Raw genomic sequence first — 13,755 nt, forward strand, 5'->3', positions numbered from 1 at the left:
CTCAGCCTTCCACATCGAGGTGCGTCGGGAGCGGGTCGGCGCCGAGCCCGACCTGGGTCGCCAGGACCGGTGCGCCGCAGCCCGCGACGGGCTGCGCCACGGCGACGCCGGAGCCGTCGCGCCGACCGGTGGCGGGCGGCAGGTCGACGGGCGCGCCCGAGGCAGCGGCGGCGCGCGCCGGGCCCGGGCCGGCCCACGCGAGCACGAGGGCGTCCTCGCCCCGCAGGAAGCGGTGGCAGCGCACGCCGCCCGTGGCCCGGCCCTTGCCGGGGTACTCGCTGAACGGGGTCACCTTCACGGTGCCGACGTCCGTGCCGGGCAGCGCGGTGGAGGAGCCGGCGACCGTGACGACCACGGGCTCGTGGCCCTCGAGCCCGGGCGGGCCGTCGGGGTCGAAGGCCGTGAAGTGCACGACCCGGGCGCCGGCCGCGAGCTTGATGCCGGCGACACCGCCACCCGCCCGCCCCTGCGGACGGACCGCGTCGGCCGGGAAGTGGAGCAGCTGGGCGTCGGAGGTGGTGAAGCAGAGCTCCTCGCGTCCGGTGGCGAGCTCGACCGCGCCGACGACCTCGTCGCCGTCGGCCAGGCGCACGACCTCCCAGTCGTCGCGGTTCGGCACCTCGGGGTTGACCCGCTTCACGACCCCCTGGCGGGTGCCGAGCGCGAGGCCCGGCCCGTCCTCGCGCAGCGCGGTGAGGCACAGGACGCGCTCGCCGCCCTCGAGCGCGACGAACTCGCTCACCGGGTGGCCGCCCGCGAGGTGGGGGTCGCTGGCGGTGTCGGGCAGCGAGGGCAGGTCGAGCACCCCGAGGCGCAGCACGCGCCCGGCGCTCGTCACCACCCCGACCTCGCCGCGCGCCGTGCTCCGCACCGCGGAGACGACGACGTCGTGCTGCACGCGGGCGCCGGGCTCGGCGCTGGTGCTGGCGGGCTCCGCCGTACGGGTGCGGGCGAGCAGGCCGGTGGAGGACAGGAGCACGAAGCACGGGTCGTCGGCGACCTCCAGCGGCACCGCCGCGGTGGCCGGCAGCGACGCCGACTCCAGCAGGACGGTACGGCGGGGGGTGCCGTGCTCGCGGGCCACCGCGGCCAGCTCGTCGGAGACGACGGCCCGCAGGCGGCGCTCGTCGGCGAGGATCGCGTCGAGCTCCTCGATGGTGCGCCGCAGCTCCTCGGACTCCTTCTCCAGCTCCAGCTTGCTGAAGCGGGTGAGGCGGCGCAGCTGCATCTCGAGGATGTACTGCGCCTGGGCCTCGGACAGGTCGAAGACCGTCATCAGGCGCTCGCGCGCCGCGCCGGCGTCGTCGCTGGTGCGGATGACCTGGATGACCTCGTCGATGTCGACGAGCGCCAGCAGGAGGCCCTCGACGAGGTGCAGGCGGTCGGCGGCCTTCCCGCGGCGGAACGTCGAGCGGCGCCGCACCACGTCGTACCGGTGGGCGAGGAAGACCTCGAGCATCTCCTTGAGGCCCAGCGTGCGGGGCTGGCCGTCGACGAGGGCGACGGCGTTGATGCCGAAGGAGTCCTCCATCGGCGTCTGCTTGTAGAGCTGCTCGAGCAGCGCCTCGGGGTGGAAGCCGTTCTTGACCTCGATGACGAGGTGCAGGCCCTTCTCCCGGTCGGTGAGGTCCTTGATGTCGGCGATGCCCTGCAGCTTCTTGCCCTGCACGAGCGTCTTGATGCGCTCGACGACCTTCTCGGTGCCGACGCCGTAGGGCAGCTCGGTGACGATGATGCCCTTGCGGCGCCCGATGGTCTCGATGCGGGCGGTGGCGCGCATCTTGAACGACCCGCGCCCCGTCTCGTAGGCGTCGCGGATGCCGGAGAGACCGACGATCTTGCCGCCGGTCGGCAGGTCGGGGCCCGGCATGAAGCGCATGATCGCCTCGACGTCGGCCTCGGGGTGCTCGATGAGGTGGCGCAGCGCGGCGACCGTCTCGCCGAGGTTGTGCGGGGCGCAGTTGGTCGCCATGCCGACCGCGATGCCCGTGGTGCCGTTGACCACCAGGCTCGGGATCGCCGCCGGCAGCACGACGGGCTCCAGCTCGCGGGAGTCGTAGTTCGGCCGGAAGTCGACCGTCTCCTCCTCGATCGAGTCGGTCATCGCCACCGCTGCGGGTGCCATGCGGCACTCGGTGTAGCGCATCGCGGCGGGCGGGTCGTCGGGCGAGCCGAAGTTGCCGTGCCCGTCGATCATCGGCAGGCGCACCGCCCAGGGCTGGGCCTGGCGCACGAGGGCGTCGTAGATCGCGCCGTCTCCGTGGGGGTGCAGCCGGCCCATCACCTCGCCGACCACGCGGGCCGACTTCACGTGCCCCCGGTCGGGGCGCAGGCCCATGTCGTTCATCGTGTGCAGGATGCGGCGCTGGACCGGCTTGAGGCCGTCGCGGGCGTCCGGCAGGGCGCGCGAGTAGATGACCGAGTAGGCGTACTCCAGGAAGGAGGTGCGCATCTCGTCGGAGACGTCGATGTCGAGGATGTGCTCCTCGACGTCGTCGGCGGGCGGGGGTGGCGTGCGTCGAGCCATGGGCGCATTGTCGCGGAGCGTCGGCCCGGCGCCGCGCCCGGCTCGCCGTCCGGCCCCGCGCACCTGGCGTGGCGCGCAGCACCCGCACGCCCCGCGGTGCCCAGGCGATAGGTTGGACCCCGTGACCGCGACCGCCGACGACGGGGTGCCCGAGACCTCCGAGGTGCCCGAGCCGCCCCGCCACTGGGAGGCCGACGTCCTGCTGCGGGACGGGCGCACGGCGCACATCCGGCCCATCGGCCCCGGCGACGCCGAGCTGCTCGTGGACTTCTACGCCCGGGTCTCCGACGAGTCGAAGTACTACCGCTTCTTCACCCCGATGCCGCGGCTCTCCGAGCGCGACGTGCTGCGCTTCACCAACGTCGACCACGTGCGCCGGGTCGCCTTCGTGCTCACGGTGCGCGGCGACATGATCGCCGTGGGCCGGTACGACGCGTACGAGGCCGCCAAGGCCGAGGTCGCCTTCCTCGTGCAGGACTCCCACCAGGGACGCGGCATCGCGCAGGTGCTCCTCGAGCACCTCGCCCAGGCGGGCCGCGAGCGCGGCATCCAGGTCTTCACCGCCGACGTGCTGCCCGACAACCGGCGGATGATCCAGACCTTCCAGGACGCGGGCTACCACGTCGCGTCGGGCTTCGAGGACGGCGTGGTCACCCTCGAGTTCGACATCGACCCCACCGAGACCGCCATCGGCGTCATGCAGCAGCGCGAGCACCGCGCCGAGTCCGCCTCCATCGAGGCGTTCTTCGACGCCCGCTCGGTCGCGATCATCGGCGCCAGCCGCCGCCAGGAGACCGTGGGCCGCACGCTGGTGCGCAACCTCGTCACCGGTGACTACACGGGCCGCGTGTACGTCGTGAACCCCTCGACCGAGGCGGTGGCCGGGCTGCCGTCGTACGCCTCGGTCGCCGACATCCCCGGTGACGTGGACGTCGCGATCGTGGCGGTGCCGGCCGAGGCGGTGCAGGACGTGGTGCTCGACTGCGCCGCGAAGGGCGTGCACGGCCTCATCGTCATCTCCTCGGGCTTCGCCGAGACGGGCGAGGAGGGCCGCCAGCGCCAGCGCCGGCTCGTGGGCCTGGCCCGCAGCTACGGCCTGCGCCTGATCGGGCCCAACTGCCTGGGCATCATCAACACCCACCCGACCCGCCAGCTCAACGCGTCGTTGTCGACGGTGATGCCGCCCCGCGGCCGCGCGGGCTTCTTCTGCCAGTCGGGTGCGCTCGGCTCGGCGATCCTCGAGAAGGTGCAGAACCGGGGCCTGGGCCTGTCGACCTTCGTGTCGGCCGGCAACCGCGCCGACGTCTCCGGCAACGACCTCCTGCAGTACTGGGAGGAGGACGAGTCGACCGAGGTCGTCCTGCTCTACCTGGAGTCCATCGGCAACCCGCGCAAGTTCTCCCGCATCACCCGGCGCGTCTCGCGCCGCAAGCCGATCGTCGCCGTGCGCTCGGGCCGCAACACCCAGGGCGTGCCCATGGGCCACGCGGTGCGCACCATCGGCGCGCCGCCCGAGGCGGTCGACGCGATGTTCGCCCAGTCCGGCGTCATCCAGGTCGACACCCTCGACGAGATGTTCGACGTCGCCCAGCTCCTCGCCCACCAGCCGCTGCCGCGCGGGCGCCGCGTGGCCGTCGTCGGCAACTCCGACGCGCTCGGCCTGCTCGCCACCGACGCCGCCGTCTCGGTCGGCCTCGTGGTCAACAAGTCCGTGCAGCTGGGCGCCGACGCCGGTGCGGAGGACTTCGAGGACGCGCTCGACGCCGCCATCGACGACCCGGACGTGGACGCGGTCGTGGCGGTCTACATCCCGCCGCTCGACGTCTCCGGCGAGGACGTCGCGAACGTGCTCGCCGCGGTGGGGGAGCAGTCCGACAAGCCCCTGGTCTCCACCTTCCTCGGCTCCGAGGGCATCCCCGAGCTGCTGCGCGTGCCCGACGTCGCCGGCGCGACCGCCGGTCGCGGCTCCGTGCCGTCGTACCCGGCCGTGGAGGCCGCGGTGCGCGCCCTGGCCCGGGTCGTGGGCTACTCGGTGTGGCTCGGCAAGCAGGGCGCCGAGGAGGAGGACGACGAGATCGACCCCACCGAGGCGAAGCGCTTCGTCAACGAGCTGCTGCTGCGCCACCCCGACGGGCACGTGCTCGACTCGGACGAGCTGGTGCAGCTGCTCGCCTGCTACGGCGTGGAGCTGTGGCCGGCGGTGCCCGTGACCAGCCTCGAGCAGGCGGTGGCCGCCGGCGAGCGGCTCGGCTGGGGCGTGGTGCTCAAGGCCACGGCCGAGCGGCTGCGCGAGCGCCCCGACCAGGCGCACGTGTGGCGCAACATCGACGACGAGCGCGAGATGGCCGACGCCTGGGAGTTCCTCGGCGGCGTCATCATCGACCCGGGCTCCGCCGGCTTCGTCGTGCAGAAGGTCGCACGGCCTGGCGTGCCGGTCTCGATCGGCTCCGTCGAGGACCCGCTGTTCGGGCCGGTCATCTCCTTCGGGGTCTCGGGCCCGTTGACCGAGCTGCTGGGCGACCGCGTCTACCGCATCCCGCCGCTGAGCCGGGTCGACGCCGCCGAGATGGTCCGCGAGATCAAGGCCGCGCCGCTGCTCTTCGGCTACCGCGGCGGCGACGTCGCCGACGTCGCCGACGTCGAGCGGCTGGTCCGCCGGGTCGCCCAGCTGCAGAACGACATCCCGCAGGTCCGCATGCTCGACCTGTCCCTGGTGCTCGCCGGCGCGGAGGGCGCGACCGTGCTCAACGCGGCCGCGCGGGTCGAGCCGGTCGCCGACGCCCGGTCCGACTGGTTCGTGCGCCGCCTCAACGCGATGGTGGGGGACACGCTGCCGGAGTGAGGGCCCCCGCCCGCGCGTGCCACACTTCGGTCCATGCAGAGCCGCTCCGCCCGCCCGACCGACCGCACCGCCGAGCTCCGGACCGCGATCGAGCGCACCGGGTACTACCCCGAGGTGGTCGTCGACGGCGTCCAGGGGGCCGTCGGCGGCGAGGAGGTGCTCGCCTACTACGTGCACCACGAGCCGACGATCGAGCGCGACGAGGTGCGCCGCCACATCACCGTGGCCGTGCTGACGCCCACCCGGCTGATCCAGGTGCACACCGACGAGCACGCGGGGGACCAGCTGCTCCCGCAGCCCTACACCTCCACGTCGTCGGAGGCCGTGGCGCTCTCGGCCGTCCGCTCCGTCGTCGTCACCCGCATGACGACCAACCCGACGAAGGGCCCGAGCCTGCCCGCCGAGGCCGTGCTCACCATCGGCTGGGGCGGCGTGAGCCGCATCGAGCTGATGCCGGCCGCCTGCGACGACCCGGACTGCGACGCCGACCACGGCTACACCGGCGAGCTGCTGGGCGACGACTTCTCGCTGCGCGTCTCCTCGGCCGCCGACGGCAAGGACGCGGTGCTGGGCCTGCTGGCCTTCGCCGACGCGCTGTCGGCGCTCACCCGGCCCGCCTGACCCGGTGGCCGACCTCCTCGTCCCCCCGGCGTACGGCGCGCGCTCGCTGGGCGACGTCGTGCCCGCCGTCGCCCACGCGCTGGGCCGGGGCGACGTCGTCGGCCCCGCCCCGACCGACCTCGTGCTGCCGGACGCCCCGGCGTACGTCGTGCTGCTCATCGACGGTCTGGGGGCCAACCTGCTCGCGCGGCACGCCCGCGACGCCCCGTTCCTCTCCGCGCTGGCGGCCGGGGCCGAGGCGGCCACCGCCGGGGTGCCCTCGACCACCGCGACGAGCCTGACCTCGCTGGGCACCGGCCTCGCCCCGGGCGCCCACGGCCTCGTCGGCTTCACCTCGCGGGTGCCCGGCACCGACCGCCTGCTGCAGGCCCTGGCCTGGGACGACCGCGTGGACCCGCTGCAGTGGCAGCCGCACGACACCCTCTTCCAGCGCCTGGCGGCCGCCGGGGTGGCGGTCACCAGCGTCGCCAAGCCGGCCTTCGAGGGCTCCGGGCTCACCCGTGCGGCGCACCGCGGGGCGACGTACGTCGGGGTGGACCGGGTCCGCGACCGCGTCGCGGCGGTGCAGGAGGCGACCCGCCGCCGACCCTCGCTCACCTACGTCTACGAGTCCGAGCTCGACGCGACGGGCCACCAGCACGGTGTCGCCTCCGCCGCGTGGCTGCAGGAGCTGGCGATGGTGGACGCCGACGCCGAGCGGCTGCGGGGTGCGCTGCCGCCCGAGGTGCGGATGGTCGTCGTCGCCGACCACGGCATGGTCGACACGACGCCGGAGGCCCGCGTCGACGTGGACGCCCACCCCGAGCTGCTCGACGGCGTGTGGCTGCTGGGCGGCGAGGCCCGCCTGCGCCACCTCTACTGCTCCACCCGCGACGTGCCCGGCGTGCTCGCCGCGTGGCGGGAGACGCTGGGCGACCGCGCGCTCGTGCTGGAGCGGGAGGACGCCGTGGAGCGCGGCTGGTTCGGCCCGACCACCGACGCCGTGCGCCCGCGCCTCGGCGACGTGCTCGTCGCCTGCACGGGCGACACGGCGATCGTGTCCACGCGGCGGTTCGGGTACGAGGCCGAGCTCGTCGGTCTCCACGGGTCCCTGACCGCCGACGAGATGCTCATCCCGGTCCTCGTGGCCTGACGGGCCCGGGTACGCCGTCAGTCGCGGACCGCGGAGACGACCTGCAGGTCGGCGTCGAGCGTGACGTCCCAGTCCTGGCCCTGCGCGTCGACGACCTCGACCTCGAAGGCCTCGCCGGCGTCGTCGCTGCGGTCGACGTCCACCGCCGTGCCGCCCTCGACGGCCGCCTCCGCGGCGGTGACGACGCGGGCCCGCTCCTCCTCGGCGACCGGGGCGTCGTCCCCGACCCCGCCCGCCGAGCCGGGGGCGTCCGTCGTAGCGGCGTCGGCGTCGCCATGGTCGCGGTCGTCGTCGCGGTCGTCGTCGCGGTCGTCGTCGCGGTCGTCGTCGCGGTCAGCGTCGCGGTCAGCGGCGGAGGTGAGGACGGTGAGGTCCTCGTCGAGGACGACGTCCCACCGCTCGCCGTCGGCGTCGACGACCTCGAGCTCGTAGACGCGGGCGCCGCCCTCGTCGGTCTCGTCGTCGACGTCGACGTCGAGCACGCGGCCCCCGCCGACCTCCTCGAGCGCCGCCTCCTCGGCGCTGCTGCGCTGGCTGTCCGACAGGCCGTCGTCGTCGCCGGCGACGGCGGCCCAGGTGAGGCCGCCGGCCCCGACCAGGGCGATGGCGGCGACGGTGGGGACGACGACGCGCTTCGTGCGGACCTTGTCGCGGATGCTCATGGTGGTGCCTCCCTCTCGGTGTCCCGCGCGCCGCTGCGGCGGCGGGCCGGGCCTCGCGCCCGGGGTGGTGGCACCACCGTCCCCCGGGGCCGCTGAAGCCTCCCTGAACGCACCTGAAGGCGCGTTCAGCAAGCGGGGGAGTACGGCGTGGAGTACCACCAGGGGGTCCGCACGGTGGTGCCGCTCGAGGAGGACGCTCCGCCGTTCGTCGAACAGCGGTGGCGCGAGGACCTGGTCGCGCTCGGTGTGTCGGCGGAGTCGATCGCGGCTATCGTCGAGCAGTTGGAGGACCCGAACGCGTTCATCGGTGCGGTGTCGGTCTCGCGTGACGACGCCCCCCGCCCGTCCTGGTCGACCTCGACGCGCGCAGGCGGGCCGTCGAGGCGCCGCACGTGCAGCGCATCCAGGCGCTGGAGGACCAGCAGACCCGCGAGCTGAGCGAGTACGCCCTGCGGCTACGGGCGGAGGTCGAAGCCGAGGCCGCGCGCCGGTGTGCAGGTCGTGGTCGACGTCGACCTGGACCCCTACGCCGTCGACGAGCCGGGGGAGTACGTCACCCCCGAGTACGAGCTGCTCGAGCACGCCCGCCTGCACACGCCCCTGCCCGGCTCCGGGCTCGCACCCATCGACTACCCGCCGACGGTCCCTATCGTCGACGTCGAGCGCGAGGCCGGCCGCCTCCCGCACACCCGCCTCGCCGGCCCGGGCGACCGGACCACCTGAGTTGTGCAGGAGTGGGTGACGCAGGTCGAGGCTGCGCGATCGCCGGCTGCCCGGTCACGTCGATCGACTGGCACAGCCGTCTGCCCGGCATTCTCTTGCGCACCCGCCCTCGGGCCGGTAGCCGCCCGACGCTGGAACGGGCCTCCGTCGAGGAGTTCGCGCGTTGGTGGGCCGGACGGGTCCGCGCCCGCGGGGAACAGCGTCGGCAACGTGAAGAGCGGGCCGCTCGGCTGGCGGCTCGACGAGCTGAGGCCGCTCGACGGGGTGCCGCGCGGGCGAAGGTCACCGCTGAGGCGCCTGAAGAGGTGACGACCGCGGAGGCCGCGGTCGCCCTGGGGGTCTCCCGGGCGATGGTCGTGCGTCGTATCCAGGTCGGCGAGCTGGCGGCCGTGCGGCACCGCGAGCGTTGGTGGATTGACCAGGTCTCCCTCGAGGACCTGGTGGCCCGGGAGGCGCAGTGGGTCACCATCGCCGAGGCGGCTCGCCTGGCCAGCTGCACCCGCGGCCGCGTCCTGCGCGCCCTCACAGAAGGCACCCTGACCCAGCGGCCCGGCACCCGCGCGAGCATCGCCCGCGGCGACGTCGACACGCTGCGCCAGCTCGTCGACGGTGAGCGCGCGGCCGAGCGCCGACGCCGCGCCACCGAGGCCGCCGAGGCGTCCGAGCACGCCCGGGCGGCGGGTCCGCCGGACGCCGAGCATCGCTGGTACACCACCGAGCAGGCTGCCGGCCTGCTCGGCTGCAGCTCGGGGTGGGTGCGGCTGCTGGTGGCCCAGGAGCGGCTGCCGGCGACCCGTGTGGGTGCGCGGAACTGGATCCGGGAGGACCACTTGCTGCAGCGCATCGGCGCTCAGGCGTTCCTCGCGGCCGCTGCTCGAGCTGACCGGAGCATCCCGCCACCCTGAATCGAACACTCGTTCTAGTCTGTGTGGATGGCGGCTGGGTTCGGGCACGCGTGGGTCGACCCCACCGCGCGGTGGGGCATCGACACCGCGCGCGTCGGACTCCTGATGACCTGGCGCCGCGACGAGCGCGACGGCTCCTGGTGGGGTTCTGCGCGTGGTTCGACACCAGCGCGCCCGCGCACGGCGGCTCCCCGCGGATGAAGCTCGACTGGGTGCACCAAGCGTGCCTACGGCCCGTCGACGCGAGCGGCAAGCCGCCCCTGGACTTGTCGTGGGTCAAGCCGGTCAACGGCGTGCCGACCTAGGTCTGTGTCCGCGACCTGTGGAAGAGCGTCGGCGGCCGCGGTGGGGATGCGGGAGACTGGCCACGAAAAGCCCCACGAGGGCCCAGGGATAAGACCCCCCGGCCTGGTGGACGAGGGCCGCGGCCGGCGATAGCTAGACCGGCCCGCCAACGGGAGAGGGAAGGGGGACGGGCTGTGACGGGAGATCCTGACTGGAGCCTTGACGACGCGACGCTGGCGGCGCTGCAGTTCACGGAGTGGGCTGAGAGCGTTGACGTGCGGAGGCGTCGCGACTTCCTCGATGGCTACCCCGGTGACGGCGATGCCGCATGGCGGGGCGCGGAGGCGCGCGCATGGGTGAAGACGGTGAAGCAGGACGCGAAGCGGTATGGGTGTAAGCCCGGTTTCGTTCCCTGGCCCTGGCCGATGGTGACGGCCGCTGGCCGGCTGGAGCTCGACCGTGTGCGTGCCCTGCGCCAGAACGGTCGTGCCCGGCGCATCGCCTGCCGCGACGCGATTGTGCTTTGGCTCGCCGACGTGGGCGAGGTCCAAGAGGTCGCTCAGTTTGTTGCGGAGGGCCCCTGCGACTTCTACGGAACCGCGTTCGAGCCGGCAGAGGTCAGTGCGGCCGCAGCGTTCCTCGAGGGCGAGGGGCTCATCAAGGGCATCAAGACATGGGGTCCCGAACTGCTTCTAGCCTCCCTCACAGCACGTGGCCAAGCGTGCGCCGACTACCACAACGGCAACGTGCAGAACTACCTCAACCCCCAACCCGCGGAGGCCACCATGAGCGTCCACAACAGCCAGAACTTTCACGGTCCCGTGTCTGGACAGGTCGCTCAAGGCCAGACCGTCAACCAGACGCAGCACCAGGGTCTCGACGCCGCCGCGCTGGAAAAGATCTTCCGAGCGATGCGCGACGCCCTAGCCGATGTGGACGACCCCGGTCTGCGCGACGTCGCCGAACGCGCCATCGGCGACCTGGAGGGCGCAGTGCAGCGCGGCGATACCGATGACGTCGTAGCGCGCGCCCGTGGCCTCGAGCGATTGGCCGGGCTCGTGGGGTCCACGGCTCTCACTACCGCCACATCAACCGGCGTCACTCAACTGCTCCAGGCCGTCGGACTCAGCTAACGGACGTTGCCCCTACGGCGTCCGCCTGCCCTCGACCTGTTTGCAGTCCCGCAGCCGTGTCTGTCACCTTGACGCGGTGGCCGACCCATCCCCGCCCCGCGTCGTGGACGGGGCGACCCACAACGGCATCCCAACGACAACGCTCGAGGGCGCCTACCCGCCGTACGTCGGCACGTTGTCCATCGGGGTCGGCACCGCCGACGAGGCGCCGCTGCAGATGGGGATCACGCACCTGGCCGAGCACCTGGTGTTCCGTGTCCTCGACGAGACGATCCCGCCGCGAGCGGAAGGCATCACGTCTGCGCACACGCTCGAGTTCTCGGTCACCGGCACGCCGGCCGAGGTGGCCGCCGGCCTCAACCAGATCGGCGCCGTACTGGCGGCACCCCACTTCGACCCGAACAACGTCGACCGCGAACGACGTGTGGTTCGAGCCGAGCGGGGCGGCGGAGGGGTATTCGGCGCCGGGCTGCTGACCTACCGCTACGGGGTCGGCGGGGTGGGCAACGCCCACCACACGGGCGAGCCGGCCACGTCGTACCTCACCGCCCCAGACGCACAGCAGTGGATCAGCACCTGGGCCACACGCAGCAACGCCCGCCTGCACTTCGCCGGACCCGTGCCAGCGGGCCTCAACGTCCAGCTGCCGGAGCGTCCGGTGCCCGCCCGTTCAGTGAGCGTGCCCCTGGTGACCCGCCCCAGTCTCGTCGAGAGCGGGAAGGGTGGTGTGGCGCTCTCCCTGCTCGTCGATGCCGGTCTCGCGCCGATCCTGCGGGACGTGGTCGTGCACGACCTGTTGAGGGCATTGCGCCACGATTGCGGGCTCATCTACTCCGTCATCCCTGAGATCACCGGGATAGGCGAAGGTCGCGCCCAGCTCGACTTCGTGCTCGACCCGGTCGAGGACGACGTGGCGCGGACGGTCGAGGAGGCCACCCTTGCGTTGCGGCGCATCGCCCGGGACGGCGTCAGCGCGATGGGGCTCGCACGCACCCAGACCGGGTGGCGCAACGACCTGGACAACCCCTACGCGTGGGGGCGTTACCTGGACGCGGCGACCGAGGCCGACCTTCAGGGATTCCCGCGTCCCCCGGAGCCGCCGGACCTCCTGCGGATCATCGAGACCATCACCCCCCACGAGCTCACCAAGACGCTGGCTGACGCGCTCGGCTCTCTCCTCGTGGCGTATGACGAGACGGAGGAGCTACGCGACGGCCTCGCCGACGAGCTGGGCCTCGTTCTCGACGACTTCAGCCCGTGGCGCCCCGCAACGAGCCGTCGGCCGCGACGTTGGACGGCGCGTGCAAGACCCACGGGCCGCTACCGAAGACGGGTGATGCTGGGAGTCGCCGACACCGTGCTGTGGCGCCGGCTGCGAGACGACTGGGAGACCCTCGACCTCACCACCCTGGCACTGGTCGGGCTGTGCCCAGACGGCGCTCTGGAGTTGATGGACGGTCGCGGCCGCGCCTGCGTGCTCGACCTGGACGATTGGAACGGGGGCGAGCGGTTCCGGGAGGCCGTGCTCGCAGCGACGCCGCACACCATCCAGCGGGACATGAGCCTCTTTCACGACTGAGTTGCCCAAACGGTGGTTTGCGAGCTGCGGGAGGTTAGGCACCAAGGGGGCTTCAAGCCGTCGACGCGGGAGGTTTCCGGTCTCCCCAGGACCATTGCAGCGACGGGAACACCCGGGATCGGCTCTGGCCAAGGACCACCGTGCCATGGTGCCGCGTATGAATGGTCCAACTGCGGCGGCGAACAAGCGCCCCGATGAGCTCGCCGCTGGACTCGCAATCGCCGCGGAGCACGGAGAGGCCGATGTCGGCGTGTTCTCGGTGGTACTCCCGACAGACGCTCCGCCACCACGGCGTGTTCTCCTCACCGTTCAACGGCTGTTCTACGGCAGTCACGTTCTCGGGCAGCGGCAGATCGACGCCGAAAAGGCTGTCCCAGTCTGCCCACACCATGACCCGCGGCCCCTCAGGGTCTTCGACCAAGGACAGGGTCGCGGTTGCAGCACGAAGGTCGCCCCACATCAGGGCGGTGCCCGATTCAACGACGAAAGAAGCCCGATCACCGTCCTCTGCAAGCAGCTCCTCGACTACCTCTCGGATCTGCTCGGTCTCGTACGCCAGGCGCTCCTCGTGGGACATGTGGACGATCGACTCCCAGGGCTTCACCAAGCCATCTTCGTCGATCCAAAGGCCATCCAGCTTCCAGTCACAAACGGTGGTTTGTGAGCCTGGGCGGCGGCCGCTTCGCTAGGAGCGAAGCGCGCCGCACAGCAAACAGCGAGTGAGAGGTAACCGATTGGGGCGCCCGGCGCGTCTTGTATGTGTGAGGCCAGAGTGGAGTGCACGGCGCAGGGGGTGGGACGTCGATGGGCAAGGACCGCTCCAGCGATGACTTCGCCGCTTTCGTCGACGCAGTGGGCCCCCGCCTCCACAACTTCGCGACAATGATTGCTGCGGACGGTCACGACGGCGAGGATCTGCTCCAAACGGCTCTGGAGCGCATCTGGGTTCGGTGGCAGTCACGACCCCCCAGCGAGCCGTACGCCTATGCGCGTCAAGTCGTGTTGAACGCCCAGCGATCCCGAATGCGGCTGAGGCTCAATAAGAGCGAATTCCCGATGGACTTCGCTGATTCCGTCGATGAGTCGGCGTCTAAAGACGTTGGCCTGGAATGGGAGGACGCGGCGCTAGATCGCGACGTTCTGAGGTCGAGTCTTCGTGCGCTCTCGCCGCATCAGCGCAATGTGGTGGTGCTTCGTTACCTAGAGGACCTTGCTGTTGCTGACGTAGCAGAGATCCTTTGCTGCTCGGTGGGTTCCGTGAAGAAGAACTCGCACATCGGTCTCCAGCGACTAAGAGTGGAGATCGCCCGCGCTGGCGTCGTCGCCCAAGATTGCGAGGTGTAGCC

Annotated in this window: 12 protein-coding genes; 9 read left to right on the forward strand and 3 right to left on the reverse strand. The window is 72.3% G+C overall.

Annotated features, from left to right (window positions below; all coding sequences use genetic code 11):
• Position 1: 1 nt before the first annotated feature.
• Complete coding sequence (locus tag ACOACO_RS10520; protein WP_420296170.1) at positions 2-2,527, reverse strand: DNA gyrase/topoisomerase IV subunit A; 2,526 nt, start codon at positions 2,525-2,527, stop codon at positions 2-4.
• A gap of 121 nt (positions 2,528-2,648) precedes the next feature.
• Here ACOACO_RS10520 and ACOACO_RS10525 point away from each other — a divergent pair, with 121 nt between their 5' ends.
• The 3 genes from ACOACO_RS10525 to ACOACO_RS10535 are packed head-to-tail and all read left to right on the forward strand — an operon-like array spanning position 2,649 to position 7,122.
• Positions 2,649-5,369, forward strand: a complete 2,721-nt coding sequence (locus tag ACOACO_RS10525; protein WP_420296171.1) for a GNAT family N-acetyltransferase — start codon at positions 2,649-2,651, stop codon at positions 5,367-5,369.
• A gap of 33 nt (positions 5,370-5,402) precedes the next feature.
• A complete protein-coding gene (locus ACOACO_RS10530) occupies positions 5,403-5,990 on the forward strand; it encodes a DUF5998 family protein (RefSeq protein WP_420296172.1) in 588 nt (195 codons plus the stop codon).
• A gap of 4 nt (positions 5,991-5,994) precedes the next feature.
• Positions 5,995-7,122: an alkaline phosphatase family protein gene (locus ACOACO_RS10535; RefSeq protein WP_420296173.1), complete on the forward strand. Its 1,128-nt coding sequence runs from the start codon at positions 5,995-5,997 to the stop codon at positions 7,120-7,122.
• A 17-nt stretch (positions 7,123-7,139) separates the two neighbouring features.
• Here ACOACO_RS10535 and ACOACO_RS10540 read toward each other — a convergent pair whose 3' ends face one another.
• Entirely contained in the window at positions 7,140-7,784 is a 645-nt protein-coding gene (locus ACOACO_RS10540; RefSeq protein ID WP_420296174.1) for a PepSY domain-containing protein, read from the reverse strand.
• 147 nt (positions 7,785-7,931) lie between these two features.
• Between ACOACO_RS10540 and ACOACO_RS10545 the strand changes: the two genes are divergently transcribed.
• From ACOACO_RS10545 to ACOACO_RS10565, 5 genes are all read left to right on the forward strand, one after another.
• The gene (locus ACOACO_RS10545; protein WP_420296175.1) at positions 7,932-8,222 is read left to right on the forward strand and encodes a hypothetical protein; all 291 of its coding nucleotides are present in this window, start codon (positions 7,932-7,934) and stop codon (positions 8,220-8,222) included.
• Between the two features lie 63 nt (positions 8,223-8,285).
• A complete protein-coding gene (locus ACOACO_RS10550) occupies positions 8,286-8,507 on the forward strand; it encodes a hypothetical protein (protein WP_420296176.1) in 222 nt (73 codons plus the stop codon).
• 305 nt (positions 8,508-8,812) lie between these two features.
• A complete protein-coding gene (locus ACOACO_RS10555; protein ID WP_420296177.1) occupies positions 8,813-9,412 on the forward strand; it encodes a helix-turn-helix domain-containing protein in 600 nt (199 codons plus the stop codon).
• Between the two features lie 479 nt (positions 9,413-9,891).
• Positions 9,892-10,830, forward strand: a complete 939-nt coding sequence (locus tag ACOACO_RS10560) for a hypothetical protein (RefSeq protein ID WP_420296178.1) — start codon at positions 9,892-9,894, stop codon at positions 10,828-10,830.
• 76 nt (positions 10,831-10,906) lie between these two features.
• Positions 10,907-12,409 (forward strand): hypothetical protein, encoded by a 1,503-nt coding sequence (locus ACOACO_RS10565; RefSeq protein ID WP_420296179.1) that lies wholly within the window; start codon positions 10,907-10,909, stop codon positions 12,407-12,409.
• 52 nt (positions 12,410-12,461) lie between these two features.
• Here ACOACO_RS10565 and ACOACO_RS10570 read toward each other — a convergent pair whose 3' ends face one another.
• Positions 12,462-13,013, reverse strand: coding sequence for a hypothetical protein (locus ACOACO_RS10570; RefSeq protein ID WP_420296180.1), 552 nt, complete (start codon positions 13,011-13,013; stop codon positions 12,462-12,464).
• A gap of 200 nt (positions 13,014-13,213) precedes the next feature.
• Here ACOACO_RS10570 and ACOACO_RS10575 point away from each other — a divergent pair, with 200 nt between their 5' ends.
• Positions 13,214-13,753 (forward strand): SigE family RNA polymerase sigma factor, encoded by a 540-nt coding sequence (locus ACOACO_RS10575; protein WP_420296181.1) that lies wholly within the window; start codon positions 13,214-13,216, stop codon positions 13,751-13,753.
• The last annotated feature ends 2 nt before the right edge of the window (positions 13,754-13,755 follow it).

It is taken from the genome of Nocardioides sp. CPCC 205120 (genome assembly GCF_048654585.1).
In the GTDB taxonomy this organism is placed as follows: Bacteria; Actinomycetota; Actinomycetes; order Propionibacteriales; family Nocardioidaceae; genus Nocardioides.

What these genes read in the sequence shown, in the direction of transcription:
- ACOACO_RS10520 (WP_420296170.1), bottom strand. Translation starts at nt 2,527, where the DNA reads ATGGCTCGACGCACGCCACCCCCGCCCGCCGACGACGTCGAGGAGCAC.
- ACOACO_RS10530 (WP_420296172.1), top strand. Translation starts at nt 5,403, where the DNA reads ATGCAGAGCCGCTCCGCCCGCCCGACCGACCGCACCGCCGAGCTCCGG.
- ACOACO_RS10540 (WP_420296174.1), bottom strand. Translation starts at nt 7,784, where the DNA reads ATGAGCATCCGCGACAAGGTCCGCACGAAGCGCGTCGTCGTCCCCACC.
- ACOACO_RS10575 (WP_420296181.1), top strand. Translation starts at nt 13,214, where the DNA reads ATGGGCAAGGACCGCTCCAGCGATGACTTCGCCGCTTTCGTCGACGCA.